Origin of the sequence: Streptomyces chattanoogensis, assembly GCF_001294335.1 — a bacterium.
GTDB classification, from domain to species: Bacteria; Actinomycetota; Actinomycetes; order Streptomycetales; family Streptomycetaceae; genus Streptomyces; species Streptomyces chattanoogensis.
The window spans coordinates 86,626-113,254 of record NZ_LGKG01000113.1; the positions used below are offsets into that span (position 1 = coordinate 86,626).

25 protein-coding genes are annotated in these 26,629 nt (G+C 72.7%); 13 read left to right on the forward strand and 12 right to left on the reverse strand.

What is annotated here, in order from left to right; translation table 11 throughout:
* Positions 1-16: 16 nt before the first annotated feature.
* Positions 17-913, reverse strand: a complete 897-nt coding sequence (locus ADL29_RS14605) for a LysR substrate-binding domain-containing protein (RefSeq protein ID WP_245689401.1) — start codon at positions 911-913, stop codon at positions 17-19.
* Between the two features lie 134 nt (positions 914-1,047).
* Between ADL29_RS14605 and ADL29_RS14610 the strand changes: the two genes are divergently transcribed.
* The 4 genes from ADL29_RS14610 (at position 1,048) to ADL29_RS14625 (ending at position 5,481) form a co-directional block, all read left to right on the forward strand.
* Positions 1,048-1,962, forward strand: a complete 915-nt coding sequence (locus ADL29_RS14610) for a 4-hydroxy-tetrahydrodipicolinate synthase family protein (RefSeq protein WP_053924095.1) — start codon at positions 1,048-1,050, stop codon at positions 1,960-1,962.
* A 593-nt stretch (positions 1,963-2,555) separates the two neighbouring features.
* Positions 2,556-3,326 (forward strand): AfsR/SARP family transcriptional regulator, encoded by a 771-nt coding sequence (locus tag ADL29_RS14615; protein ID WP_245689403.1) that lies wholly within the window; start codon positions 2,556-2,558, stop codon positions 3,324-3,326.
* Positions 3,327-3,532: 206 nt separating this feature from the next.
* Entirely contained in the window at positions 3,533-4,252 is a 720-nt protein-coding gene (locus ADL29_RS14620; RefSeq protein WP_245689405.1) for a DUF5819 family protein, read from the forward strand.
* Entirely contained in the window at positions 4,249-5,481 is a 1,233-nt protein-coding gene (locus ADL29_RS14625) for an HTTM domain-containing protein (protein WP_053924097.1), read from the forward strand. Before ADL29_RS14620 ends, ADL29_RS14625 begins: the two co-directional genes overlap by 4 nt.
* A gap of 278 nt (positions 5,482-5,759) precedes the next feature.
* Here the strand turns inward: ADL29_RS14625 and ADL29_RS14630 are convergent, their stop codons facing one another.
* The 3 genes from ADL29_RS14630 to ADL29_RS14640 form a co-directional block, all read right to left on the reverse strand.
* Positions 5,760-6,326: a hypothetical protein gene (locus tag ADL29_RS14630; protein ID WP_053924098.1), complete on the reverse strand. Its 567-nt coding sequence runs from the start codon at positions 6,324-6,326 to the stop codon at positions 5,760-5,762.
* Between the two features lie 271 nt (positions 6,327-6,597).
* On the reverse strand, positions 6,598-7,359 hold the full coding sequence (locus tag ADL29_RS14635) for an SIR2 family NAD-dependent protein deacylase (RefSeq protein WP_053924099.1): 762 nt from the start codon (positions 7,357-7,359) through the stop codon (positions 6,598-6,600).
* Positions 7,360-7,396: 37 nt separating this feature from the next.
* The gene (locus tag ADL29_RS14640) at positions 7,397-8,377 is read right to left on the reverse strand and encodes a hypothetical protein (protein ID WP_053924100.1); all 981 of its coding nucleotides are present in this window, start codon (positions 8,375-8,377) and stop codon (positions 7,397-7,399) included.
* Positions 8,378-8,430: 53 nt separating this feature from the next.
* Here ADL29_RS14640 and ADL29_RS14645 point away from each other — a divergent pair, with 53 nt between their 5' ends.
* From ADL29_RS14645 to ADL29_RS14660, 4 genes are all read left to right on the forward strand, one after another.
* Positions 8,431-10,299, forward strand: a complete 1,869-nt coding sequence (locus tag ADL29_RS14645; RefSeq protein WP_053924129.1) for a gamma-glutamyltransferase family protein — start codon at positions 8,431-8,433, stop codon at positions 10,297-10,299.
* An 81-nt stretch (positions 10,300-10,380) separates the two neighbouring features.
* Positions 10,381-11,307 carry an inositol monophosphatase family protein gene (locus ADL29_RS14650; RefSeq protein ID WP_078971002.1) on the forward strand — a complete coding sequence of 309 codons (927 nt, stop codon included), beginning with the start codon at positions 10,381-10,383 and terminating at the stop codon, positions 11,305-11,307.
* A 49-nt stretch (positions 11,308-11,356) separates the two neighbouring features.
* Positions 11,357-12,769, forward strand: a complete 1,413-nt coding sequence (locus ADL29_RS14655) for a phytoene desaturase family protein (protein WP_078971003.1) — start codon at positions 11,357-11,359, stop codon at positions 12,767-12,769.
* Positions 12,770-12,887: 118 nt separating this feature from the next.
* Positions 12,888-13,409, forward strand: coding sequence for an O-acetyl-ADP-ribose deacetylase (locus tag ADL29_RS14660; RefSeq protein WP_053924132.1), 522 nt, complete (start codon positions 12,888-12,890; stop codon positions 13,407-13,409).
* 175 nt (positions 13,410-13,584) lie between these two features.
* Here the strand turns inward: ADL29_RS14660 and ADL29_RS14665 are convergent, their stop codons facing one another.
* Positions 13,585-14,229 (reverse strand): TetR/AcrR family transcriptional regulator, encoded by a 645-nt coding sequence (locus ADL29_RS14665; RefSeq protein ID WP_053924101.1) that lies wholly within the window; start codon positions 14,227-14,229, stop codon positions 13,585-13,587.
* Positions 14,230-14,481: 252 nt separating this feature from the next.
* Here ADL29_RS14665 and ADL29_RS14670 point away from each other — a divergent pair, with 252 nt between their 5' ends.
* From ADL29_RS14670 to ADL29_RS14680, 3 genes are all read left to right on the forward strand, one after another.
* Positions 14,482-15,102, forward strand: coding sequence for an ABC transporter ATP-binding protein (locus ADL29_RS14670; protein ID WP_053924102.1), 621 nt, complete (start codon positions 14,482-14,484; stop codon positions 15,100-15,102).
* Between the two features lie 88 nt (positions 15,103-15,190).
* Positions 15,191-16,063 carry a metal ABC transporter permease gene (locus tag ADL29_RS14675; protein ID WP_053924103.1) on the forward strand — a complete coding sequence of 291 codons (873 nt, stop codon included), beginning with the start codon at positions 15,191-15,193 and terminating at the stop codon, positions 16,061-16,063.
* Positions 16,012-16,818 carry a metal ABC transporter substrate-binding protein gene (locus ADL29_RS14680; RefSeq protein WP_053924104.1) on the forward strand — a complete coding sequence of 269 codons (807 nt, stop codon included), beginning with the start codon at positions 16,012-16,014 and terminating at the stop codon, positions 16,816-16,818. Before ADL29_RS14675 ends, ADL29_RS14680 begins: the two co-directional genes overlap by 52 nt.
* Here the strand turns inward: ADL29_RS14680 and ADL29_RS14685 are convergent.
* Genes ADL29_RS14685 through ADL29_RS14695 form a run of 3 tightly spaced genes read right to left on the reverse strand, consistent with a single transcriptional unit; the run spans position 16,788 to position 20,930 of the window.
* Positions 16,788-17,426 (reverse strand): hypothetical protein, encoded by a 639-nt coding sequence (locus tag ADL29_RS14685; RefSeq protein WP_063788474.1) that lies wholly within the window; start codon positions 17,424-17,426, stop codon positions 16,788-16,790. The two genes, ADL29_RS14680 and ADL29_RS14685, sit on opposite strands and share 31 nt — an antisense overlap.
* Before the next feature lie 52 nt (positions 17,427-17,478).
* Complete coding sequence (locus ADL29_RS14690) at positions 17,479-19,182, reverse strand: class I adenylate-forming enzyme family protein (protein WP_053924105.1); 1,704 nt, start codon at positions 19,180-19,182, stop codon at positions 17,479-17,481.
* Complete coding sequence (locus ADL29_RS14695; RefSeq protein ID WP_078971005.1) at positions 19,179-20,930, reverse strand: CoA transferase; 1,752 nt, start codon at positions 20,928-20,930, stop codon at positions 19,179-19,181. Before ADL29_RS14695 ends, ADL29_RS14690 begins: the two co-directional genes overlap by 4 nt.
* A 260-nt stretch (positions 20,931-21,190) precedes the next feature.
* On the opposite strand from ADL29_RS14695, the gene ADL29_RS14700 reads away from it, so the two are divergent.
* On the forward strand, positions 21,191-22,366 hold the full coding sequence (locus ADL29_RS14700; protein WP_245689409.1) for an acyl-CoA dehydrogenase family protein: 1,176 nt from the start codon (positions 21,191-21,193) through the stop codon (positions 22,364-22,366).
* Here ADL29_RS14700 and ADL29_RS14705 read toward each other — a convergent pair.
* Positions 22,356-23,456 (reverse strand): hypothetical protein, encoded by a 1,101-nt coding sequence (locus ADL29_RS14705; RefSeq protein ID WP_053924106.1) that lies wholly within the window; start codon positions 23,454-23,456, stop codon positions 22,356-22,358. The two genes, ADL29_RS14700 and ADL29_RS14705, sit on opposite strands and share 11 nt — an antisense overlap.
* Positions 23,453-24,757, reverse strand: coding sequence for an MFS transporter (locus ADL29_RS14710; protein WP_245689407.1), 1,305 nt, complete (start codon positions 24,755-24,757; stop codon positions 23,453-23,455). Before ADL29_RS14710 ends, ADL29_RS14705 begins: the two co-directional genes overlap by 4 nt.
* Before the next feature lie 165 nt (positions 24,758-24,922).
* Between ADL29_RS14710 and ADL29_RS14715 the strand changes: the two genes are divergently transcribed.
* Positions 24,923-25,477 carry a hypothetical protein gene (locus ADL29_RS14715; RefSeq protein WP_053924107.1) on the forward strand — a complete coding sequence of 185 codons (555 nt, stop codon included), beginning with the start codon at positions 24,923-24,925 and terminating at the stop codon, positions 25,475-25,477.
* A 45-nt stretch (positions 25,478-25,522) separates the two neighbouring features.
* On the opposite strand, the gene ADL29_RS14720 is transcribed toward ADL29_RS14715, so the two are convergent.
* Entirely contained in the window at positions 25,523-26,065 is a 543-nt protein-coding gene (locus tag ADL29_RS14720) for a SixA phosphatase family protein (protein WP_211274321.1), read from the reverse strand.
* Positions 26,066-26,124: 59 nt separating this feature from the next.
* Positions 26,125-26,514 (reverse strand): hypothetical protein, encoded by a 390-nt coding sequence (locus ADL29_RS14725; protein WP_053924108.1) that lies wholly within the window; start codon positions 26,512-26,514, stop codon positions 26,125-26,127.
* Positions 26,515-26,629 lie beyond the last annotated feature (115 nt).

The following is a 26,629-nucleotide window of genomic DNA, read 5'->3' on the forward strand; positions in this document are numbered from 1 at the left end:
GCTCGTCTGTGAAGGGTCAGCGGTTGCGCAGTCCGCCTTGGCGCGTCGCGGTCTTCTCATCCGGCCCTGGACCCCTCATGCAGCTCACTGCCGCTCGTGCCGCGGCCACGAAAGCGGCGATTGCCGGATGAGTGCCGCCGCCCGCGCGGAAGGCGACCTTCGAACGACGGAACAACGGCAACTTGGTCAGCACCACGCCTGAGGGGCCTTGCGCAGTGGCCATTTCCGGTACGAATCCGGCCCCTTGCCCGGTGGCGGCCAGGGCCAGCACGGTACGGAAATCGTTGACCTGGTGGCGAATTCTCGGCTGAAACCCGGCCGCCTGGCAGGCGCGTACGGCCATCGCATGACCGGTCGTGCCGTCCCGCGCGGTGATCCACGGGGCCTCGGCATAGGGGCCGAGCAGCTCTGCCAGCGTGTCGCTCGGGCCGGTGTTCTTGGCCGCGGTACGGGTGACGAGGTACATCGGCTCTTCCAGCAGGGGCACCTCGTCCACTGTGGTGTCCGGCGACGCGGGTACGAAGTCGTAGTCGTGGACAAGGGCCACGTCGAGTTCGCCGGCACGCAGGCCGTCGGACACACGGGCAGAGTCGATTTCTTGCACCATCGGCTCCAGAGCGGGATGCCGTTGGGTCAGCTCGGCCAGCGCGGCGGGCACGATGCTGTGGCCGCCGGAGGGGAAGGTCCCGATCCGCAGCGGCCCCCCGATGCCGTCCCGCGCGCCGGCCAGCTCGGCGACCGCCAGTTCGAGGCGTTGCAGCACGGCGTCGGCGTGTGCGACGAGGGAGCGGCCCGCGGGCGTGAGGACCACACGCCTGCCGCTGCGTTCCAGCAAGGCCACGCCTGCCTCGCGTTCCAGTACGCCCAGCTGCTGGGAGACGGCGGATGCGGTGAAGGTCAGCGCCTCGGCCACGGCCGCGATCGTGCCGCGCCGGTCCAATTCGCGAAGCAGGTAGAGACGACGAACATCGAGCATAAGTTCAGCTTAGGCATGAACGTAGAAATCAGAAATGGATCTACCGGGTCGGTGTGAGCCAGGGTGGGACCATGAAGCCCAATCCCCTCTTCGACGGCCTGTATGTCCCCTTGGTGACTCCGTTCACCCATGACCTGAGCCTGGCCCCCGATGCGCTCGCCCGGCTCGCCGACGAGGCGCTGTCGGCCGACGCCTCCGGACTCGTCGCCCTCGGCACCACCGCGGAATCGGCCACGTTGACCGCGGAGGAGAAGCAGACGGTGGTGCGCATCTGCGCGGCCGCCTGCCGCGCTCACGGCGCCCCGCTGATCGTCGGGGTCGGCACCAATGACACCGCCGCCGCCATCAAGTCGCTGCGCGAACTGGCGGCCACCGGTGACGTAGCTGCGGCGCTGGTTCCCGCGCCGCCCTACATCCGGCCCGGTGAAGCGGGGACACTGGCGCATTTCACCGCGCTGGCCGAACACGGCGGCCTCCCGCTGATCGTGTACGACATCCCCTACCGCACGGGACAGACGCTCGGCGTCGCCACGATCGCAGCACTGAGCCGCCTGCCGGGGATCGTCGGGATCAAGCATGCGACCGGCGCGATCGACGCGACCACGGTGGAGTTGCTCGGCTGCCCCCTGCCCGGCTTCGCCGTGCTCGGCGGCGACGACGTCGTCATCTCACCGCTTGTCGCGGCGGGCGCCCACGGCGGAATCGTCGCATCGGCCAATGTGCGCACCGCCGACTACGCCGAGCTGATCTCGTTGTGGCGTCGCGGCTCCGGTGAACCCGCCCGCAAGCTCGGAGCCGAGCTGGCCCGGTTGTCCGCGGCCCTCTTCGCCGAACCGAACCCCACGGTGATCAAGGGGGTACTGCACGCTCAGGAACGCATTCCCAGCCCCGCCGTCCGGCTGCCGTTGCTGGCCGCCTCCACCGGTACGGTCCGCCGGGCGGCGCTCCTGGCCGGCAGCCGTGCACGGCACGCGTCCCCGGCCTGACCTCAAGCCAGGGGTCGTTTGGGTGGGCCAGTCGCTTGACGGTCGTGGCAGGGGCCGTTGAGCGGCCGGCGCCTGATGAGTTGTGGGAGGTGTTCCGGATGGACCTCCTCCACCCGGGCGTTGTGGAGGGCCGGGTCGAGACGGTCTTCTCGCGCGGTGAACTCCTCGTCGACGAGGGAGAGTTCGCCGGGCGCGCGGGACGGCGGCCACCGGGTCCGTATCCCCTGGATCGGGAACGGCAGGCGCCTCCGGCTCGCCGACTCCTTGCTCGCCGAGTGGACTTGCCGACAACCCCGACGCGGCCTTCGTGCCGGACGCCGTCGTCGGCCGCGGCCGGTCCGTTCGGTGTCGTACGGTCGTCTCGCCGAACCAGGAAACGCGCAGGTCAGAGGCGCCAACGTCAAGCTCTGGTCGCTGCGATGGCGCAGCACCGGAGGTGGTATATCGGGTCCACGTCGTACAATTCGACAACCTTCCACGGGCGGAGCACCATGATGTGTGGGAGGTGCACAGATGATTGCGAACCTCGGGCAACGGCGGCGCGGCCGGTGGGGTGTACGCCGAGCAGACGGGCCCCTCCGCGATCACCGCTCATGAGCTCAGATGAGCTGATGTTCTCCACGCCGCACGTGAATCACTGGCCGTCCGTGCGCATCGCCCTTCTCGGTGGTTTCGACCTCGTGGTCGGCGATGTCCCGGTGGCGGTCCCCGTCGGCTCGAAGCGCCTTCTGGCCTTCATCGCGCTCACCGGCCGCACGGCCGTCCCTCGGTCTCTGATCGCCGGCAGCCTCTGGCCCGAAGCCTGCGAGCAAAGCGCGTACGCGAACCTGCGGTCGGCGTTGTCGCGCCTGCGCGACAACGGCAGGAAAGCCCTGGAGGTCAGCCCCGCCGACGTGCGTCTCGCGCGGGACGTGAGCGTCGATCTGTACCACGCTCGGTCACTGGCCCAGCGCATACTCGATCCCGGAGTCCCGGCCGATGAGCTCCCTCTCACCGCGGCGACCGTCGACCAGCTCTCCGGCGACCTGCTGCCCGGCTGGTACGACGACTGGGCATTGCAGGAGGCGGAACGATGGGAGCAGCTTCGCCTGCACGCCCTTGAGTCGCTGGCGGGTGTGTTCATCGACGCGAAGCAGTTCGCCGGGGCGGTGGCGGCCGCCGGCGCGGCCGTACAGGCGAATCCGCTGCGGGAGAGCGGTCAGGCCTCGCTGATCCGCGCCCATCTGGCCGAGGGCAACCTGTCCGAGGCGCTGGACGACTTCGAACGCTACGAGCACCGCCTCCGCGACGAGCTCGGCCTTCGTCCCACACAGCGGCTGCGTCACCTGGTGGACGGGCTGCAGCGGTCACACCCCGGACGGTGACGAAACCGGGGGGGGGCGGTGTGGCGCCGCCTGCGTCGCGCACGGTCCTCTCGCACGGGACCGCCCCGTCAGCCATTCGGCCCAGTAGAGCGTTTATGTACTAATGGGTTTATTTATTCTGATTTGGTGGCGGTGATCGCCTGAACGACCAGGTGATCCGTCAGTGAATTCGCCGAATGTCCGGGACCCGTGATCGGGGGAGCGCTGTGGAGCCACACGAGGCCTCGGACGCGACCGGCTCGGACGGCGCCGGCGACGGCCAGGCGCCCGGAAAGCCCGCAGCCGTCCGCGCGCTGCCGCCCGCGCCGAACGGGTCCTGGCCGCTGCCGTCGCGGATCGTGATCGTCGCGACCATCGGGGTGCTGACGATCGGCGTCACGCTCCACCTGCTTCTGGTGTTCCTGTTCGTCGCCCCGTTGAACGCCATCAGCAAGGAGTACAACGGGCTGATCAAGGGCTACGTCTATCCGGAGTTCGATCAGAACTGGCAGCTGTTCGCCCCGAATCCGCTCCAGTCCAACATCGACGTGCACGCGCGCGCCGAGGTCGCGTTCCCCGACGGCTCCCGGCGTACGACGGGCTGGCTGTCCCTGACCGAACAGGACCTCCGCGAGATCAGGCACAATCCCGTGCCCAGTCATGCGCACCAGAACCTGCTGCGTCAGGCCTGGGACTTCTACAGCAGGACGCACGACGTCAAGGGGCGGGCGATCGGCGCGCGCGGCGAACTCTCCGAGGACTTCGTGCGCCGGATCGCGGCTCACCGGCTCGGGCCGCGGATCGACGGCGGCCAGGTGGTCAAGGTGCAGATCTACGCGTTGTACACCCCGATCATCCCGCCCAAGTGGAGTAGCGACCGGGGGAGCACCGAGAAGACCTCCCAGGTGCTTCCATGGTGGCCGGTCTCCAAGAAGGAGTTCCCGTGAGCGTCGAGAAGGAGACTGCCCGGACGTCCTCCCCCTTCACGGGCATGGGCACCAAGCTCGACGTGGCGATCGCCAAGGGCCTGAACAAGATCACGAGTGCGGCACTCGCGCCGTACCAGGCCGCGGTCGTCCGCATCGGCTTCTCCCTGACCTTCGGGCTCTACCTCCTCCGCGAATGGCCGTACCGGCTGGACCTGTACGGCACCACCAACCCATGGGGGTTCGACCTGGCCCAGCGCCTCACCGGATCGAACCACGCGTTCACCGTCCTGCTGTGGTCGAACCACAGGCTGTGGTTCGAACTGGTCTACCACGGGGTGATCGTCGCGAGTCTGCTGCTGCTCCTGGGGTGGCACACCCGCACGATGTCGATTCTGTTCATGGTCGGGGTGTTGTCACTGATGAACCGCAGCATCCTCCTGGGAGACGGCGGCGACACCCTCATCCACCTGATGGCGAGCTATTTGCTGCTCACGCGGTGCGGGCAGGTGTGGTCGCTGGACGCCCGACGGCGGGAGCGCACGGCGACGCCGCGTCCGGACGGCTGCGACCGGGTGAGCGTGGCGCTGTGGATCCTCGCCGGCGCGGGCCTCGCCCTCGCACAGGCGACGGGGTTCGCGAAACTCCCCTGGGGCTGGGTAGCGATCCTCTGGGGACTGTGGTCGGTCCAGGCCCTGTGGTTCTGGGCAGGGCGGCGTCGTTCCCCGGAGGTGCGGGCGCTGTTGGATGTCGTTGCCAACCTCGTCCACAACGCGGCGATGCTGGTGATCGCCGCCCAGGTATGCCTCCTCTACGCCACGGCCGGCTGGTACAAGATCCAGGGCGCCCGCTGGCAGGACGGAAGCGCCCTGCATTTCCCGCTTCATCTGCACTACTTCAGCCCGTGGGCCGGTCTGTCCCAGGCGCTCGACAGCCGCTCCATCATGGTCACGCTGATCACCTACGGCACCGTGATCGCGCAGGTCGCCTTTCCCTTCACTCTCCTCAACCGACGGGTGAAGAATGTGCTGCTCGCGATCTTGATCACCGAACACGCGACCATCGCGGTGATCTGCGGCCTGCCGTTCTTTTCGCTGGCGATGATCGCCTCTGACATGGTCTTCCTGCCGACGAACGCCCTGCGATGGGGCGGGTCGAGGATGGCGGCCGCGCGGGACCGCATCACGGCACGACTACGCCGGGGCAAGGGCCCGGGCAGCCGTGACGAGGACCGGCGCGTGACCATCTGACGCGCCGTGCGAGCCGACGGACCGGCCGTGTCAGCCCGGAGGACCGTACGAGCAGGCGGCCACGATGCTCGGCGCGCGGCCCTCCGGAGGAATCGGCCAAAGGGGGCGCGAACCGCCGGAGGGTTTGCGGGAGTTCGGATCGACCGTCCCGCGGACGGTGAACGGCACTCCCGGGCAGGAGGATTGCGTTCGCCCCTCAGCAGGAGCCGAGAGCTCTGCCGAGTGCGTGGCCTGCCTCGGTCGTTGCCGGCCTGGCTGCCTGCGCTGACGCCATTCGCTCACTTGCCGGTAGTGGTGGTTGTGGTGGCGGTGGTGCCTCCGATTCCGCTGCCGGTGGTGGTCTGGGAGACGGTGGTGGACTGGGAGCCGGTCGTCGTGCCGGCGGTGGTGGTCTGGGCTCCGGTCGTCGTGCCGGCGGTGGTGGTCTGGGAGCCGGTGGTGGTCTGGGAACTGGTGGTGGTCTGGGCGCCGGTTGTTGTCTGGGCGCCGGTTGTCGTGCTTGCGCCGGTGGTGGTGCTGGAGCCGGTCGTCGTGGTGCTGCCGCCGGTTACGGTGGTGCTGCCGCCGCCCCCGCCTCCGCCGCCTCCGCCACCCCCGCCGCCCCAGCTGCCTCCGCGGCACAGGGCCCTGACCGAGCCCGGAGCGACATTGATGACCTTGCCGTTGACCTTGCTGATGCAAAGCAGCGCCGGTGCGGCTGCTGCCGAATGCGCCGATTTTGTCGTAGCCTTCGCAGGCGCTGTTTCAGCGCCCGTCGCGCCTATCGCTCCCATCGTTCCGGTGAGTGCCGCAACCAGGAAAGCTGCGCCGACCACGTGGGGAAGACGCTTCCGGATGTTTGTCATCGCTGTGCCTCCTCTTCTCTGGAGAGGCCATGGATGTTTCCAGCGTGGGGGGGCGGCCATGACCGCGGCGTTGAACCGGCGTGACCCTCGCGTGACACCCTTCCGCGTGGCGGGGGAGCCGACGCCATGTGCGGTGACGGTGCGCGTGGACGGGCCGTGCCGATCGGGCTCGTGGCGGCGTTGCCCTGTTCAACCGCCATAGGGCGGGCGGTCTTTCTCCCTCCTGAAGGGTTCCGCCGCTACGGCCACGGGCGCGCCGCGGCCACGGCCGTCAGCCCAGCCCCTCCAGCAGCCTGGGCAGGGCGCTGCCGATGGGCTCGCGGATCACCTCGTCGGCGAGTGCGTCGTACGGCGTCGGCTCGGCGTTCACGATGATCAGACGGGCACCGTGCTCGGCGGCCACGCCGGCGAGTGAGGCGGCGGGCTGTACCTGCAGCGTGGTGCCCACCGCGAGGAAGATCTCGGCGGCCTTGGCCACGCCCAGGGCCGTACCGAGCACCTGGGGATCCAGCCGCTCCCCGAACATCACCGTGGCCGACTTCAGGACGCCGCCGCACACCAGGCACGCCGGGTCCGGATCACCCGCCGCCACCCGCTCCAGCGCCTCCGCCATCGACGACCGGGCGTGGCACCGGGTGCAGGTGACGGCGCGCGCGGTGCCGTGCAACTCCAGGACCTTGCGCTCGGGCAGGCCGGCGAGCTGATGCAGCCCGTCCACGTTCTGGGTGATCACCCGCACCGGCGTCCCGGACCGCTCCAACCGTGCCACCGCCTCGTGCGCGGCATTCGGCCGGGCCCGGAACGCCGGGCTCTCCAGCCGCATCCGCCACGACCGCCGCCGGATCTCCGGATCGGCCATGTAGGTGTCGTAGGTGACCAGCTTCTCGGCCTCCGGGTCGCGCCGCCACAGCCCGTTGGGGCCGCGGTAGTCGGGGATCCCGGAGTCGGTGGAGATCCCGGCGCCGCTCAGGATCGCCACGAGGGGGCGGTGGGACGGCTGGTCGGGGGACGGTTCGTGGTCGGTGCCGGTCATGGCGTGAGCGTACGCAGGCGACGCGTCTGCCGTCCTGTCAGTTTTCGGTGTCGGGGCGCCAGCCGGGGGCGTGGGTGCGGGCCAGGTCCTCCCAGGCGTTTACGCCGCCGGGCAGGGGCCAGGAGCGGGTGAGATCCGGGGTGGCGTCGAGGTCGTGCAGCTGCTGCCCCAGTTTGCGGCCGGCCGCGCCGGCGAGGACCGTTGCCAGCGCATCGCCGTCCGCGCAGGCACGTTCCAGGGGCGCGAGGCGGCGTTCGTAGTCGTCGATGACGGGCCCGGCCATCCACCTCACCCACCGTTCCGATGTCTCCCGGGCGAGGGCGAGGACGGCGGGACGGCCGCCCTCGGCGAGCGCCGCCGCGAGCCGGTCGTGCCCGTCCACCAGCACCAGCGAGTCGAGGCCGCCGACCCACCAGAGCAGGACGGGCGGCAGCACGCCCTCGCGGTACTGGCGGCGGTACGCCTTCACCCGCGGCGCGTCGGGCGCGGACAGCGGACGCAGCGGGAGGAGGTCGCGGCGGTCCTCGTCGGGGTCGCCGTAGCCGAACCAGGTGATGTGACCGATGGCCGGGTCGTGGTGCGGCAGCCGTTCCCAGTTCTCGGCCACGTCCCACCGGGGCGGCATCCCCCGCGTCATCTGCCAATCGCCTTCGTGCAGCGGCCCGTTGGCGCTGTCCCGCAGTCCGTCCGCGAAGTGGTTGGCCCAGCGGGCGAACCAGGCGTCGTCATCGTCCGGGCAGGCCTCCCGGTGCGTGCGGGCGAGGCCGGCGCGCAGGGGCGGCAGCGGCGATGCGTACCGGTCGGTGCGGGCATAGTGCACCCCGCGGTGCGTGACCCGCTGCCGTGCCAGCACCACGACCCGGTCTCCCCGGTCGCCGCCCTGGAGCAGCACCAGTCGGCGTCCGTCGGCGACCTCCCAGCGCAGTGGCGGTCGAGCCGGTCCGTCGACGGTCAGGGCGAGCCCGTCCCAGCGGACCCCCTGGGCGGCTCGGGGGAGGGTGGTGCGCTGCACGGCCATGAGGGGAAGACTAGCCGGGCGTTGATCGTCACCCCGTGGACGAGGAGCCGCCCGTGTTCACCACCCGCCCCACCCTCCAAGGCACCTTCGGGATGGCCTCCACCACCCACTGGCTGGCGTCGCAGTCCGCGATGGCGGTCCTGGAGGACGGCGGGAACGCCTTCGACGCGGCCGTCGCCGCCGGGTTCGTGCTGCATGTGGTGGAGCCGCATCTGAACGGCCCGGCGGGCGAGGTGCCGATCCTCCTGGCGCCGGCCGGGGGGCCGGTGCAGGTGCTGTGCGGTCAGGGGCCGGCGCCGGCCGGTGCGAGCGTGGCGCACTACACCGCGCTCGGGCTCGACCTGGTGCCCGGCACCGGGCCGCTCGCCGCCGCCGTACCGGGCGCCTTCGACGCCTGGATGCTGCTGCTGCGCGATCACGGGACCAAGTCCCTGCCCGAGGTCCTGCGGTACGCCATCGGGTACGCGGAACACGGCCACCCGGCCGTCGAGCGGATCGGCGAGACGGTGGAGACGGTACGCGGGCTGTTCGAGACGGAGTGGACGAGCTCGGCCGAGATCTATCTGCCGGGCGGCCGGTCCCCCGTTCCCGGTGGCCTGCTCAGAAACCGTCCGCTCGCGGCCACCTGGCGGCGGCTGGTCGCGGAGGCGGAGGCCGTCGCGGCCGGCCGGGAGGCCCGGATCGACGCCGCGCGCAGGGTGTGGCGTGAGGGGTTCATCGGCGAGGCGCTCGCGGACTTCGCGGCCCGCCCGGCCATGGACACCTCGGGCGAGCGCCATGCGGGCACCCTCACCGGGGACGATCTGGCCGCCTTCGCCGCCATCTACGAAGCCCCGGTCACCTACGACTGGCACGGCTGGACCATCGCCAAGGCGGGCGGCTGGTCCCAGGGCCCGGTGTTTCTGCAGCAACTCGCCCTGCTGCCAACGGAGTTGCCGGCCTACGGCGGTCCGGATTACGTGCATCTGCTGATCGAGGGCTGCAAACTCGCGATGGCCGACCGCGAGGCCTGGTACGGCGATGCCGGGAACGGGGACGGCGGGGCCGGCAGGGCCGGGGGTGCCGGCGCGGTGCCGCTGGGGACGTTGCTCGGCGCGGACTACAACGCCGCGCGCCGGGCGCTGATCGGCGAGCACGCCTCGTACGCGCTGCGGCCCGGCCGCCCGGATGGCCGTATCCCGCGGCTGAGCAAGCACGCTTCGGCGGTCGCCTCCGGCGACGGCGGTTCCCTCGCCAGGGGGATCCCGGGGGATGGGACGGGCGAGCCGACGGTGGGACGGGCGGGGTCCGTGCCCGGGGTCGACCGGAACGGCGCCACCAGGGGCGACACCTGCCATCTCGACGTCGCCGACCGCTGGGGCAACCTGGTCTCGGCCACCCCCTCCGGCGGCTGGCTGCAGTCCAGCCCGGTCATCCCGGCCCTCGGCTTCCCGCTCGGCACCCGGCTGCAGATGGCCTGGCTGGAGGAGGGCCTGCCCAACACCCTCACCCCCGGGCGGCGCCCCCGTACGACCCTCTCGCCGTCCCTCGCGCTGCGGGACGGGGTCCCGGTGATGGCCTTCGGCACGCCCGGCGGCGACCAGCAGGACCAGTGGCAGCTGCACTTCTTCCTCGCCGTGGCGCTGCGCACGACGGTCCGCGGCGGGCTCGATCTGCAAGGCGCCATCGACGCCCCGAACTGGCACAGCGACTCCTTCCCCGGGTCGTTCTTCCCGCGCGGGATGCGGCCGGGAAGTGCCACGGTGGAGTCCCGGATCGGCACGGCGGTGATCGAGGAGCTGCGACGGCGTGGTCACCGCATCACGGTGGGTGATGCCTGGTCGGAGGGGCGGATCTGCGCGGTGGCGCGGGACCCGGAGACCGGGGTGCTGTCGTCGGCGGCGAATCCGCGGGGGATGCAGGGGTACGCGGTCGGGCGCTGACCCCGTCCCGTGCCCTCCGCGGCACCTGGAGTTCACTTGAGGTCCAGTCGCGGTGTCAGTGCCTCGTGTTTCCATGGACACATGATCGAAGCACTTCGTACCGAAGATTCGGGAGATACCACGAACATCACCGACGCCGTCGCGACGGCCTCCGCCACGCTGACCGCCACGCCCGCCCCCGATGCCCCCGACCTCTCCGCGCTGGACCTGGCCGCCGTGGAGGCCGCCGTCCGGCGGGCCGCGGCCGACGAGATCATGCCGCGCTTCCGGCAGCTCGCCGCCGAGGACATCGTCCAGAAGAACGGCCCGCACGACCTCGTCACGATCGCCGACCGGCTCGCCGAGGAGCACCTCACCCGTGCGCTCACGGCCCTGCTGCCCGGCTCCCGGGTCGTCGGCGAGGAGGCCGTGCACGCCGACCCCTCGGTGCTGGACGCACTGCACGGCGACGCCCCCGTCTGGATAGTCGACCCGGTCGACGGCACCCGCCAGTTCGTCCACGGCGATCCCGGATTCGCCACGCTCGTCGCGCTGGCCCACCGGGGCGAGGTGCTCGCTTCCTGGACGTACGCCCCGGCGCTCGGCCTGATGGCCATCGCCCGCCGAGGCGCCGGCGCCGAGCTGAACGGCGTACCGCTGCGGGCCGGATCCCCGGCCCCCGATGCCGTCCTCGACGTCGCCACCTCCCACTTCGACTTCACCGACGACGACCAGAAGCGGGTCCTCGCCGCCCTGGACACCGGCGGGATCGCCCCGCGCCCCTGTGGTTCGGCCGGTCTGGAGTATCTCCACATAGCCCGCGGCGACCTCGATGCCACGGCCTTCAGCTGGGAAAACGCCTGGGACCACGCCGCCGGGCTGCTGCTGGTCCACGAAGCGGGCGGCGCCAGCGGTACGGTCGCCGGGCAGCCGTTCCGGATCGAGGGCGGCAATGCGCTGCCGTTCACCGCGGCCCGGGACGCCGAAACGGCCCGGCGTATCCTCGGACTGCTGGCAGCCGCCAACTGATCCTCACCGACGAGGGTCGGACTTGAGGGGAGTGGCGCAGGTGCCGAGGATGCTCGATGCCGTCGTGATCGGGGCAGGACCCAACGGCCTGACGGCGGCGGTCGAACTGGCTCGCCGCGGGATGTCCGTCGAGGTCTTCGAGGCCCGGGACACCATCGGCGGCGGAGCCCGTACGGAGGAACTGACCCTTCCGGGCTTCCGCCACGACCCCTGTTCGGCGGTGCATCCGCTCGCCGTGGGCTCGCCCGCGTTCACCGCCATGCCCCTGGAGCGGTACGGCCTCGAGTGGCTGCACCCCGATCTGCCGCTGGCCCACCCGTTCCCCGACGGCACGGCCGGGGTGCTGGCCCGCTCCGTGGGCGAGAGCGCGATGTCCCTCGGGCCGCGCGACGCCGGGACCTACCGCAGGCTGATGGCGCCGTTCGTCGGCAAGTGGGAGTCCATGGCCCATGACTTCCTGCGCACCCAGTGGCTGGGCCTGCCCATGGACCCGGTGACCTACGCCCGCTTCGGCCTGCTCGCCGCGCAGCCCGTCAGCCTCTTCAACCGCCGCTTCCAGGACGAGAAGGCCCGCGCCCTGATGGCCGGCCTCGCCGCGCATGCCATCGCCCCGCTCGGCAGCTTCGGCACCAGCGGCATCGCCCTGATGTTCGCGCTCGCCGCGCATGCGGTCGGCTGGCCGGTCCCGCGCGGCGGTTCCCAGGCCATCCCCGACGCACTCGCCGGACTGCTGCGCGCCCACGGCGGCGCGGTGCACACCGACTTCGAGGTCAAGCGGCTGGACGACCTGCCGCCGGCCCGTGCGTACATCTTCGACACCTCACCGACCGCGCTCGCCCGGATCGCGGGCCTGGGCAACGCCTACCGCGACGTGAAGTACGGGCCCGCCTCCTTCAAGATCGACTATGCGATGGCGGAGCCGGTGCCGTGGACGGCCAAGGAGGCCCGCCGGGCGGGGACCGTCCACATCGGCCCCACCAGCGGCGAGATCGGCGCCGCGCTCGACGCCGCCGCGAACGGCCGGGACCCGTCCGTACCCTTCCTGATCACCGCTCAGCCCAGCCTGATCGACGACAGCCGCGCCCCCGAGGGCAAGCACACCTTCTGGGCGTACGGCCATGTCCCCAACGGCTGGGAGGGCGACGCCACGGACGTCATCGAGCGGCAGATCGAGCGCTTCGCGCCCGGCTTCCGCGATCTCGTCCTGGCCCGCGCGGTCGCCGGGCCGCCCGGGATCGCCGCCCGTAACGCCAACTACGTCGGCGGCGACACCGCCAGCGGCTCCGCGGCCGGGCTGCGCCTGCTCATCCGCCCCAAGCTCGCCCGCGTCCCGTACGAAACCGCGCACCCCGCCGTCTTCCTGTGCTCCCAGTCCGCCCCGCCCGGCCCCGGCGTCCACGGGATGTCCGGCCACTACGCCGCCAAGGCGGTGTGGCGCAGGCTGGTTGGGAGCCGTCGCTGAGGTGCGGCGGCGCGTCCGGTGCGCGCTGCGCCTCAGGCGGCGCCGGGCGATCGTGCGCACCGCCGCCCCGCCCGAAAAGGCCGGCCGCCCCCTGCCCGCCTGCCTACGATCAGACACCATGAGCACCTCCCGCACCTCCCTCACCCTCGTCCAGGGCGATATCACCGAGCAGTCCGTGGATGCCGTCGTCAACGCCGCCAACTCCTCCCTCATGGGCGGCGGGGGAGTGGACGGCGCGATCCACCGCCGCGGCGGCCCCGAGATCCTCGACGAGTGCCGCGATCTGCGCGCTTCCCGGTACGGCCGCGGCCTGCCCACCGGCGCGGCGGTCGCCACCACCGCCGGCCGGCTGCCCGCCCGTTGGGTGATCCACACCGTGGGGCCCCGCTTTTCCCGCGAGGAGGACCGGTCGGAGTTGCTGGCCTCGTGTTACCGGGAGTCGCTGAAGGTGGCGGACGCACTCGGGGCGCGTACGGTGGCGTTTCCGGCCGTCTCGGCCGGCATCTACGGGTGGCCGATGGAGGACGCCGCCCGGATCGCGGTGGAGACGGTGCGGGGCACGGAGACATCGGTCGAGGAGGTCAGGTTCGTCCTCTTCGACGACCGGGCATACGAGGCGTTCGCCGCGCAGCTGGGGTGATACCGGTGCGGCGCAGCCGCGATGCGGTGCGCTTACGGGTGCGCTGACGGCAGGTCATCGGCGCGCGGCGGCGCCCTCGGTCGTGCTCGGACGCCCTCGAGCCGGAAGCCGCCGGTGAGTTCGTGGATCCGTCAGGGACGCGAGGTGGGTGAGGTGCCTGCGCTGTTCGGCCGCCTCATCCGCCGGCCTGCCCGTCCTGGTCTGCCGGCGGCAGACCGAGCAGCCCCCGGACCGCCCGCTCGGCGAGCTCGGTGTCGTAGGGCGCCTGACCGGCGAGATGGATCCCGACCGCCTCCACCACGCCCAGATAGGCGTGGGCCGTCTCCTGGGGCGGCGGTCCGGCGGGGATCGCGCCGCTGCTGCGTCCGGCGCTGATCAGAGCGGCGCAGTGGGCGATGAACTCCTCGCCGATGTCGCTGATCGCCCGGCCGACCGGATGGCTCTGCCCGGTGAACTCGACGCGCAGGGTCAGCATGACGCGGGCCACCTCGCGGCGGCAGTAGACGGCGTGCCCCCGTGCGAGCGCGATCAGTGCGGCGACCGGGTCGGGTGCGGCGTCCGCGAGGTGGCGCACCTCGGCGTTCCAGGTCTCCTCGACCCACTTCACGACCGCCAGCGCCAGGTCTTCCTTGTTGGCGAACAGGTGGTACAGGGCGCCGCGCGTATAGCCGGCCTCGCTCGCCACCCGCTCCAGCACCAAGTTGGCATACCCGTACTCGGACAGCCCGCGCGCCGCGGCCTCCAGCAGTGCGCTCCTGGTCCGGGCGCGCCGGTCCGCCTGCGTCCGGCGGGGGCTCTCCGGGGTCTCCGCCGTCGTCACGGCAGCTCACATACACGCATGTCTGTATGTTACACGGGTCAGGCCGGTCGAGTGCGGGGCCGGGGCGGCGCGAACCCGTGGCCGCGCCACGGCATGTGGCCCCGGCGCCGCCCCCGCACCCCGTTCCGGGGAAGTTTCCTTCTGGCGGGAACTCGACGGCCCGGCGCACCGACTAAGTGGGCTGTGGGACGGAGCGAGGATCGGCCAGGGGCCCCGGAGGGGCGGCAGGGGAGCGGTTCGGGTGGCCTCGACGTGCGGCTTCGGGGCGTGGTGTGCCGGCACGGCCGTCTGGAGGCCGTGCGGGGGGTCGAGTTGGAGGTGGCCGCCGGGGAGCGGATCGCTCTGACCGGTACGAACGGGTCGGGCAAGACGACGTTGCTGCGGGCGGTGCTCGGGCTGCACCGGCGGTTCGAGGGGGAGATCCTGGTCGGTGGCCGGGGGTGCCGCAGCGCCGCCGAGTGGGCCTGGCGGCGGCGGGCGTGCGGCTGGATACCGCAGCGCCCGGCGGCCGGCCGGTTCCCGTTGCTGGCCGGGGAGTTGCTGGCGAGCAGCGGTGCCCCGGCGGAGGCGGCAGTTGCTGCCGGACGGCTGGGGGTGGGGGGTCTGGCGGACCGGCCGGTGGGCAGTCTCTCGGGCGGCCAGCTGCAGCGTATGCACCTGGCGCGTGCGGTGGGGTGTGTGGCGGCCGGGGCGGGCGTGCTGCTCGCGGACGAGCCGACCGCGGCGCTGGACTTCGCGGGGCAGGAGGAGGCGGCCGAGGTGCTCACCTCGCTGCCGGTGACGCTGCTCGTGGTGACCCACGACCGGGCGATGGCGGCGCGGTGCGACCGGACGCTGGAGATGGCTGCCGGACGGCTGCGGGAGGTGTCGTGAGCGCCGTGCCCGTGGCCGCCGGGCCGCAGTCGAGGACGAGAGTCGCACCTCTGCGCCGCGGGGGCGGAGAAGCGAACAAGGGGGCACGGTGAGCACGCTCGGACAGATCGGTGACCTGCTGCAACTGGTCCCGGTGCAGCGGGCCGGGGTGGGGCTGCTGCTCGGCGCCCTCGGGCTGCCGGTGGTCGGTGTGGTGATCGTCGGCCTCGACATCATGCCGGTGCGTTTCGCGATGATGCATGTGGCCCTGCTCGGCATCGCCATAGGTCAACTCGTGGGCCTGGACCCGGTGTTGTGTGCACTGGTGGCATGCGGGCTGGCCGGGGCGGGGGTTGCGCCGCTGGCTCGTACCGCCGAGGGCCTGTCCGGGGCGATGGGGCTGCTGATGAGCCTGGCGATCGCCGCCGCATTGCTGATGCTGGCGCTCTCCGGGGTGAACGCCAACGGGGCGTTCGCGCTGCTGTGGGGGTCGATTCTGGCGGTGGGGCCGGCCGATCTCGTCGTCCTGGGCGTGCTGGCAGCGGCGGTGCCCGCGCTGTTTCTCTGGAGCCGCCGCGATCTCGCCCTGCTGCTGCACGACCGGGAGCTGGCGATGTGCTCCGGCGTGGCGGTGCAGCGGCTGACCGTGGTGCTGCTGGTCCTGGTGGCGGTCGCGGTGGCCGGTGCCATCCGTCTGACAGGCGCACTGCTGGTGGACGCGCTGACGCTGCTGCCCGCACTCGCCGCCCGCCGCCTCGGCCGTTCGCTGGTGTCGATCACGCTCTGGGCGATCGGCATCGGCGTCGCCGTGAACGTCGCCGGTTTTCTGATCTCGCTCGCCTGGGACCTGCCGCCCGGTCCGGTCCTCGTCCTCGCCGCGGGGGCGGTCGCCCTTGCCGCGCATCTCGTACCCGAACGGAGAACCTCCTCATGGCGCACATCCGTCTCCTCGTCCGCCCCCTCGCCGCAGTCACCGCACTGAGTGCGGGGCTGGCCCTGCTGACCGGCTGCGGCGACGGTTCCGGCACGTCCGGCGCATCGGGCCCGGCCGCGTCCGGCCCCGTCGTGGTCGCCACCTCGACCTGGGAGGCGGCGCTGGCGAAGGCGGCCGGGGCGAAGAACGTCACTTCCATCGTTCCCGCATCGATCCGCCATGCGCCCGACTACGACCTCAAGCCGTCCGACCTGACGGCGGTCGCCGGGGCCGACTACGTCGTCTACGCGTCCTTCGAGCCCTGGGCCGGGCGGATCAAGGAGGCGGCGGGCTCCAAGGCCAAGCTGGTCGAGGTGAACCTGGACAACACACCCGCGGCGGCCAAGGCCGAGGTGACGAAGCTGGGTGCGAAGTTCGGGACGGAGCGCGCCGCGGCCAAGTGGAACGCCAGGTTCACGACGGAGTGGAACGCCCTCGCCCGGCAGGTGAAGGCCACCTGGCCCGGTGGCAAGGCCCCGGCGGTGGCGGCCCAGATGTTCACCACGTGGGCCGCGAAACTGGCGGGGGCCAAGACGGTCGGTATGTACGGACCCGAGGCGGTCACGCCCGCCCAGCTGTCCGCGCTGTCGGCGAAGAAGCCCCAGTACGTGCTGGAGAACGCGAACATGTCGGCCGGGACCGTACTGCCGGGCTCGGGAGCCAAGCAGCTCGACATCGTCAACTATCCCGGGAAGGACCTCGATCTGCTGGCGGTCTATCGCAACGCGGCCGGTCAGATGGAGAAGGCGTTCTCCGGTTCCTGACCGGCCGGGTCGGCCAAGGGCTCGAAGGCCAGGCCGAGGCTCTTCCCCAGCGCCTCCGTCTGTTCGGGCGTGGCGAGGACCACGATGGTGTCGTGGAGGCGCCACCTCGTGCCCTCGAAGTCGACGACGCGGAAGGAGCGGGGATCGTCGTCGGGGGAGACCGCCTCGACGCACTCGAGGGCCGCCCCGATGTCGTAGTAGTCATCCGAAAGGTGTTCGGCCGAGAGGGATATGAGCCGGCCGTTGCGTTCGAACTCCAGACGGTCCCAGCGCGGAAATTCGCCGTCCCAGTCCTCTTCTTCGTGCAGCCGGACGTGGGCGACGGTGACGGCGCCTCCGGTGAGCGCCGCCGCGTCCTGCAGAAGGCTTTCGTCATCCGATTCCAGGAAGTCGAGGTCTTCGGTGTGGAGGGAGACCGCCACACCGAAGACCTCGAGGGCCTCCGCGACTTCATAGGGATTGAGCGTGTCGCTCGTACAGTCGGCGCATTCCCGAAGGACGCTGTGTGCCTTCTCCTGGGACAGCATGCCGATCTCCTGGAGGACCGCCGCTACCTGGACATACGTCATCGGCGGTGCGGTGGGTGCGGTGCGCGGTGTGGTCGACATGGTGGCAGCCTGCCAGCCGAGGGACTCCCTCGTGGCGGGTTCGGCCGTGCCACTACGACTGGCCCTCCCGGCCGTCTCCGGTGGGGAACTCGGCGGCCGCCCTCTCCCGTAGCGCGGCGCGGTCGGGCTTGCCCGCCGGGGTGAGGGGCAGTTCGTCGGTCACCAGCAGCAAGCGCTCCGGATGTTTACGGCGTTCCAGCCCACGCGCGTCCAAGTGGGCGCACAGGCCCTCCAGTTCGGGCTTGCGGCCGGGCCTCGGTACGACGCAGGCCGCGAGCCGTTCGCCCATCAGCGGATCGGGGACGCCGACGCACATCACGTCCCGTATGTCGGGGTGGGAGGAGAGCTCCCCCTCGACCTCGGCGGGGCTGATGTTCGCACCCCCGCGGATGACGATGTCCTTCAGACGGCCGACGACGCGCAGGGTGCCGTCGGCGCCCAGCATGCCGAGATCGCCGGTACGGACCCAGCCGTCCGCCGTGCGGTAGCGCAGGTTCAGCTCGGGTGCGCCGACGTAGCACAGCGGGGTCATCGGGCCGCGCGCGAGGATTTCCCCGGTTTCCCCGGAGGTGCCGGAGGACAGGGGGTCGATACGGATCTCGCAGACGGCCGGATCCGGCCGGCCCACCGCGATCCCCGGGCCGTTGTCGGGGGTGCGGCAGGCGGTATCCGGGCCGGTCAGGCCGCCGTGGCAGTTGACGCCGTCGGCGGAACCGTAGAGGTTGACCACCGCACAGCCGAAGGCCCGGCGGGCCTCCTCGCGGGTGGCCGCGTCGAGCGCCGAGCCGCCGAGCACCAGCGCGGTCGGCCCGGCGGGCACCTCGGGTCCGGGCGCCATCCGGTCGAGCATCATGCGCACCATGGTGGGCACGCCCAGCACATGGGTGGGCCGGTGGGCGCGGATCGCCTCCAGGGCGGCGTCGGGCGTGAAGCGGTCGAGCAGGACGAGGGTTCCGCCGTGCCGGGCGAGGGTGACCGCGGTTCCCGCGCTGCCGAAGGCCGAAGCGAGCGGCCCGAGGAACAGACAGCGCGGCGGGCTGCCCTCGTGCAGCAGAGAGGCCAGCGTGTTGCCGCGCCCGCCGGCGAGCGCATTGTGCGAGTACGCCACCATCTTGGGCTCGGCCTCGGAACCGGAGGAGACCAGGATCCGGGCCGCCGTGTCGGGGTCGGGGCGGGCGGGGGAGAATCCGGTCGCGTCGGTACGCAGAAGACCGGCCAGCGACGGACAGCCGTCGGGGACGGGGCCCGGGCCGGCCGCGATCACCGTGCGCAGGGCGGGCAGTTCGCCGGACGCGGCCAGCCCGGCCAGTTCCCGTGCGTGCGCGACGCCCCGGTGCCCGGTGGCGGCGATGACCGCGCGGGCACCGGAGCGGCCGAGCAGCGAATGGGCCTCCCTGCCGCCCCGCCCGACCGGGAACGGCAGCGCCACGGCGCCGAGCGCGGCCAGGGCGAGGTCGGCCGCCACCGCCTCTCTGGTGTTGGGGAGCTGGACGCCCACCACATCGCCGGGACGGATGCCTGCCTCGGCGAGCCCGGCGGCCAGACATCGTGCCCGGCGGTCCAGTTCGGCGTAGTCGACCTCACCGTGTGCATCGATCACGGCGGTACGGCGGGGACCGGCGATCCGGTGGGCGCGGAACAGCGAGTAGAGGTCCAGATCCGGGCAGTGGCCCGCGGCGGCCCAGGCGCGCCGCAGCGATGCCGGGACCAGATCGCGAAACGGGCCGGACGGCAGGGACCGAGCGGGAGACGTCATGCGAACCTCCAGGGGGAGGGGACGATGAGGGAGCCGTGCGGATCGCGGGTGAAGGCCCCGCGCAGGCGCGGGTCCTCCGGCAGCGCGGTGAGGTCGGTGATGACAGCGGTCGCGGACAGGCCCCGTTCGCGCAGGACGGCGACCGCCTGATGTGACGTCAGTTCCCGGATGCGCGCCGACTCCGCCGCTGCCTCGGCCGAGGAGCCGTCGGCCGGTGCCAGCCATCCGTCGGCCGTCGGCAGCGGCCGGCGGAATCCGGCCGGGCGGCGCGGGTCCCGGCCGGCCGCGGCCCGACGCACCGCGGGCGCGGTGAGCGTCTCCGCGGCACCGAGCAGCGAGGACTCCACCGCCACACCGCGGCCGGTGCGCTCGCGCAGCAGCAGGCCGGCCAGGACGGCCTCGGCGCCGACCAGCCCGCCGAGCACATCGATCAAGGTCATGAGGGACGGGGCGGGCGGCTCGTCGGCGGGCCGTACCGCCTCGCCGACGCCGGTACGGGCCTGCACCATGAAGTCGGTGCCCATGGGAGCGCCGGGCAGCCGGCCCGCCCAGCCGCTGGTGTACGCGTACACCAGGCGCGGGTTGACGGACGCGAGAGAACCCGCGCCCAGCCCCAGCTCCTCCGCCTTGCCCGGGGCCCAGTTGTGCAGGAAGACATCCGCGCCGGCCACCAGCTCGCGCAACCCGGCCCGCCCGGCCGGGGACTTGATGTCGGCCTCCACGGCGCGCTTGCCCCGGTTGAGGGCGAGCCACCGGGCGGAGATCCCCGAGGCACACGGCGGCATACCGCGCAGCGGATCCCCGCCGGGCGGTTCGATCCGTACGACGTCCGCGCCGAGCAGGCCCAGCAGATGGGCGGCGAGCGGGGCCTGGATGCGGCGGCCCGCCTCCAGCACGGTCAGACCGGAGAGGGGGAGAGCGCCGGAGGGAGGCGAGGGGGCGGCCGCTGCGGGCTGCGCTCCGGCGTACGGCGTCAGGGTCCAGGGGGCGCCGGGGGCCGCCTCCGCCACCCGCTCGGCCAGCGTGTGCAGGGCGCACACCTCGGCCCCCGAGGCGGCCGCGGCCTCCCGGATCCGCGTCCAGGAAGCGGCGCGCGCCGTCCGGTGCAGCGCCTCGGGCAGCGGCGCGCAGGCGGTGGCGTAACGGAACTGGAAGGCGGGCCAGCCGGTGCGCAGCGCCTCCTCCGGCGCGCCGAGCGCCCGCCAGAACCGGGCCCAGGGGGCGGGCTCCAGCGCCTCCAGCTCGAAGCGGGTGCCGCAGGCGGCGGTGAACGGCGGGCCACCGGGAGCCGAGGGCACGGCCTCCGCCTCGGGCACGTTCGCCGCCGCCGCGTACTGGGAAACCGTCAGCAGTGCCGCCCGGTCGGCCCCGGTGGCCACCTCCGCGGCGACGCCCCCGCCCCGCGCCCGGCCCAGCAGCGCGGCCAGCAGTCCCTGCACGGTGAGGACGGACGCACACGTGGCGGCGTAGTCGACGGCGAGTCCCCGGGGCCCGCCGTCGCGTCTGCCGTGCACCTGCATCATCCCGGTGGCCGCCTGCACGGTCGCCTCGTCGGCGGCGTCCGCATCCGGCAGGACATCGGCCCAGGCGGTGTGCGCGGTGACCGCACCCGCTCCCGGGCCCGTTGCGGCGAACCGGGCGGCGCCCGGCCGCCCGCCCGGCGACTCCCGTACTGTCGCGCCGAGCGCCCGCAGACGGCCGAGCGCCGGTGCGGTGAGCGCGGCCGGCCCCGACACCCGGAAGTCCACGTCCTCCAACGGCCGTTGAGTACCAACGGCAGCGGGCCGACCCACGGCATGCACGGCATTCACGGCAACCCCCTCCGGCGGCGGCACTGCGCCCCGTGTCTCGCACAGCTGCAGATGTACGGGAACCGGACGACGACCGGGGCCGACCAACTCCACGGCCAGTAAGTCGGACCGTCGGTTCACCGAGTTCCCGGTGAATGCGGAGGAAAGCCGTGAACCCAGTGAATCCCGTGCACCGCACCCCGAGCCCGAACCCGCCGCTGGGCCCCGCCCCGTCCGGGCTGCCCGAGTGTCCGCCCGAAGCGGCCGAACTGCGCGGCCGGGTAGCGGCGTTCGTACGGGAACGGGTGGTACCCGGCGAGCCGGTACTGGACGCGGGAGGCCCGGCCGCACGCACCGCGCTGCGCAGGCTCCAACGGGAGGCGAAGGACGCCGGGCTGTGGGCGCTGCCGCTGCCGGCCGAGTCCGGCGGAAAGGGGCTGCCACTGTCCCGGTACGCACACCTCGCCGAGGCCGAAGGGGCCAGCGACCACGGCCCCGCCGCCCTCGGTTCGGCCTCCCTGCTGGACGTGCTGATGCTCGGCCGGCACGCCACCGAGCCGGTCCGCGAGCGCCATCTGCAGCGCATCGCCGCGGGCGAGCTGCGCACCTGCTACGCCATGACCGAGCCCGGCACACCCGGCACCGACCCCGCGCTGACCGCCACCCGCGCCGAAGCCGGGCCCGGCGGGACATGGACCCTGCACGGCCGTAAATGGTTCATCAGCGGCGCGGGCGACGCCGACCTGGTGACCGTGCTGGCCCGGACCGGCGAGGGCGATGATCTGTCGCTGCTGCTGGTGCCCACGTCCGCGCCCGGGTTCAGCGTGCTGCGCGAACTGCCGGTCCTCGGCACGGGCGGCCAATGGGAGATCGCACTCGACGGCGTCACCGTGCCCGCGGACCACCTCGTCGGCGAACGCGGCCGGGCCCTGCGGATCGCCGGGGAGCGGCTGCGGCTCGGCCGCGTGCTGCGCTGCCTGCGCTGGCTCGGACAGGCCGAGCGGGCCTTCGACCTGATGTGCGCCCGCGCCCGGTCACGGACCCAGACCGCCGGGCCGCTGGCCGACCGCCAGCTCGTCCAGCAGCTGGTCTTCGATTCCCTGCTGGCGATCCGCACCACCAGACCGCTGGTGTACGAGGCGGTGGCCCGCCTGGAGGCGGGTGACGACGCCCGGGTGGAGACCGGGCTCGCCAAGGTCGCGGCGGCCCGGATGCTGCAGCAGGTCGCCGATGCGGCGATCCAGGTGTACGGAGCGGCCGGGCTCGGGCCGGACACCGCACTGCCGGGACTGTTCCGGACGGGCCGCGCGGCGCGGCTGCTGGACGGTCCGGACGAGCTGCACATCGCCTCGGTGGCGCGGCGGGTCCTGCGCACCTACGACGTCACATCGTGAACGGCCCGGCCCGCCCGGTGAGCATCGCCAGACCCCATGCGAAGAAGAAGTCCCCCCAGATCAGTTCATGACGGGTGGCGAGGCCGCGCCCGGCGTCGTAACAGCCGTCCAGCAACGCGCCCGACGGGGACCGGTGCTCCGCGGCCAACCGGTGCAGGATCAGGCGCCCCCGGTCCGCCAGGCGGTCGCCCTCTGGCCCGTCGCCCGCTTTCCGCGCGAGGGCGGAAAGCTTCAGCGCGGCCACGGCCTCGACGGCGGCGGCGGAGGTATCCACCGGGCCGCTCGGGCGGCCGTCCTGGGCGGGCGGCACAATCCGGGAACCGGGAGCGAGGCGCAGTGCGATCAACTCCCTTGCCGACCGCCCGAGTTCACCTGCTGACGGCCCGAGTTCACCGTCCCCGCACCAGTGGATGCCGTCGGCGACCGCCAGCAGCAGCCACGCCACCGTACGGCTCCAGCCGGGTGCCGGTTCGGAGCGGGCCGCCCATGTACCGTCCGGCCGGGGCTGCCACGCGGGACGCGGCGGATCCTCGGCGAGGCACAGGCCGAGATGCCGGGCGAGATGGCCGCGCGCGGCGGCCTTCCCGCCGCCCGGCGCATGGGCCAGCAGCGGTACGAGCCCCGGCACCCCGTCCGCGCGCGCCAGCAACCGCGGACCGCCGAAGGCGCCGCCCCACGGCACCAGCCCCCACTCCGCGTCGTACGCGGCCAGACAGGCCCGCGCCGCATCCGTGCGCAGCCCGCCCGCCGCCTCGTCGCCACCCGGGCCGGCGGCCAGTGCGGTGCCGTACCAGAGGATCAGGCCGCGGGTGGCGGTGTCCTGCTCGACCCAGTACCGCAGCCGCCGGGTGCAGTCGGCGGCCGCCGCCCGGTGCTCCGGGGCGCCCGACGACAGCGCGCGCAGCCACAGCAGCCCGGCCCAGAAGCCCCCGGTCCACGAACCGCGCGAGGCGGACGTCCAGGACCCGCTGTCCGGATCCGCGTACAGGGGAAAGCGCGGGCCGACCTCGTCCGCCGTCACCGACACCCGCTCCCACAGGGCCGCGAGCGCCCGCTCGGCCCAACGCGCGTCACCCGGCGACGAATTCACCGCTGCTCACCGGACCCCGACTTCGGTTCCCGTCCCGATCCCCGTCCCGATCCCCGTCCCGATCCCCGTTCCGACTCCCGTTCCGCTTCCCGCCGACGTCGTGACATCAGCGGAACGGCGACCACCGCCGCCGCCGCGAACTCGGCGGCCACCAGCAGCCATCCCGGCCAGTAGCCGGAGGCCGAGACCAGGCCACCGAACAGCGGCGGGCCCACCGCGAACCCGGCGAAGAAACCCGCCGACACCAGCGCCGAGTCCTGCCCCGCACGGCCCGGCGCCGCTCGTTGCATCACCAGCACCATGGACACCGCATTCGCCGACACCGCGAACGAACCGACGGCGATCGCGGCCACCCACACCAGCGGATGCACCAGGACCGCGACCGCGAGGAGCAGCGCGGCACCCACCGCACCGACCGCCAGCAGCGCGGGCAGCGCCTCGGCCCGTCCCGGCCGCCCCGCCGCCCGCGACCACCCCACCCGCCCGCCGATACCGGCCACGCCCAGCACGGCCACCAGCGCGGCGGCCGTGGTCGGCGCGAGCCCCAGCTGCTGCGAACCGAACAGCGCCAGATAGGTGTTGACCGAGGCGATACCGCAGCCGAGCAGAAGGGAGAAGACGGCCAGCCGCCTGGTGACGCCGTGCGGGGGCGATGCGGGGCGCCGGCCGGGAGCCGGTGCGGCCGCGTCGGGCGGCAGTACGCGGGCGGCCCACACCGCGGCCAGCGCCGCCGCGCCCGCCGCCGTCCACACCGCACCGCGCCAGCCCACCCCCGCGGCCAGCACCGACAGCGGAAGCCCCGCCGCGAAGGCACCGACCTGCACCCCGGACTGCTTGAGCCCGGTGACACCACCGCGGCGTGCGGCAGGAACGGCGGCCAGGATCACCTTGTTGGTGGCCGGGTTGGCCAGGGCCTGCGGCAGCCCGCCGAGCGCCACCGCCGACAGCAGCGACGCCGCCCCCGGAGCCGCCCCGATCAGCGCCAGCGATACGGCGGCGAGCAGCAGCAACGCCACCAGACAGCGCCGCGGACCCACCCGGTCGACCAGCCGCCCGGCCACCGGCGACAGCACCGCCGCCGCACCGAAGCCCGCCGTCGTGGTCAGGCCCAGCACCGTACGGGAGATCCCCCATTCGGCAACCAGGCGCGGGCCGAGGGCCCCGATCAGGAAGAGCTGCAGCATCGAGAACGCCATCGCGGAGGTCAGCAGCGACGTCACCGCCCGCCCGGATTCCCGCGACCGCACCGCGTCGCCGTCGGTCCCGGCGGCCACCGCTTCCGTATCCTGCTTCGCCCGCACGCAGCCCTCCCGGAGACTCCGCCCCTTACGGGGCCCCGGTCCAGTCAGTCGTACGGGCCGGGCGCCCGGTTCCCGTTCGGCGGTAACGTGGCGAACTCCTCGAACTCGTCGGTTTCCCCGGGCCCCAGGCTCCCTTTCGCCATTCCAGAAATACAGGAACAACAATTGACCCCCTATTCCCTCGCGTTCTACATCGACGTCGTCACCTCCGGAACCGTGCTGGGTGCAAAGCCGACCGACGCTCCCGACCGGGTCACCAAGGTGCTGGGGCCGGACTTCGCCGAGAACTCCTCCGGCGATCACGGTATGTGGCGCGATTACGGCATGGCGGAGTTCTTCTGGGACCGCGAGGCGCCCGGCCACCCGTGGACGGGCCACCACTTCACCCTGCAGGTGCACCGGCTTGCGCAGGGGCCGGGAAAGGTCGTCAACGAAACGATCCGGGCCCGGTACGGGAGATTCGACCGACGGCTGCGATTCGAGAAACTGCAGCGACTGCTGGCGAAGCGCGGCACACCTCTGCGGGAGATTCCGGAGCATCCGGTGCAGTCGTCGTACTACTGCACGTACTGGCAGCCGGATTCGCTGACGTCCCTCACCGTCGTCGCGGCACGCGGGGAGTACATGACCCCGGACGGTCTGCGGATCGGCGATGTGCTCAACATCAGCGCCCCGCTGACCCCGGAAGAAGTGGAGTGGCGCAGGTCGCGTCTGTGCTGAGGCCGGAAAACCGGCGCAGGCCAGGACCGCAAGGCCGGACCGGCGTCAGGGCGAACCCTTGCGAGAAGAGCCCCGGGGGACGGCGAAGTCCGTGAGCGCGGTGGTGCCCGCCGCGAGTTCGGCCCAGGGGCTCCGCAGCAGCAGGACCGCGACAGCGGACGTCGGGAACTTCTCGTCCGCCCGCGCCAGGGCATGGTCGTCGCCCCCGTCTCCCGCCAGCGACAACACCAGGTCCTGTACCCCGGGTTGGTGGCCGATCAACAGCACGGTCCGCCGCTCCTCGGGGACTTCGCGCAGTACGTCGAGCAGTGCGGTGGCGGTCGCTGCGTACACGCGCGGGTCGAGGATCACCGTCGGCCTGGTGCCGAGCTCCGGCGCGACCAGGTCCCAGGTCTCCCGCGTACGCGAAGCCGTGGAGCAGATGACCAGGTCGGGTACGCACCCCGCCGCGTGCAGCCAGCGCCCGGCCGCCGGCGCGTCCCGGCGGCCGCGATGCCCGAGCGGCCGGTCGTGATCGGGTACGTCTTCCGGCCAGGCGGACTTGGCGTGCCGCAGGACGGCCAGCCGGGCGGGAGCGGGCATCACCATGGCGTCCTCTGCTTTCCGGTACGTAGGGGCCGAGGGGGCCGGGCCTGTCGGCCTTCACGTCATTTGCTGAGCGTGATGCAGGTGATCCCCACGCTCTCACCAGCCTGGAAGCCCTCCGCGCACAGCCGGGTGCCCTCCGGGAAGTGGCGTTGGGGATAGGCCTTGGCCCGGTAGGTCCGGGACGCGCTGACGGCCTGGGTCTTGGTGCGGGCACTCCAGCCATTGGTGGTCCACACCCGCGCGCTGATCTTGTGCTGCTGGTCCGTGTTGACGACCGACACCTCCACCCTGCCCAGGTATGTGCCCGTGTCGTACGTCCTGATGCAGACGGAGTGGTCGCACCACTTGCCGTCGGCCGCTGCGGGCGGGCCTGCGGCGAAGACGAGGCCGACGGCCGCAGCCGTCGCAGCGGTCGCACCGAAGGCTGAAATGATGGTGTTCGGGCGCATGTGGGAGCTCCCCAAGTGTTGTTCGGGCCTTGTGACGAGGCGTCGAATCCCGGTCAGCACATGTCTACCAAGACGCGGCGCGCACGAAGCCGCTCACCACGCCCAGGTCAGCGCT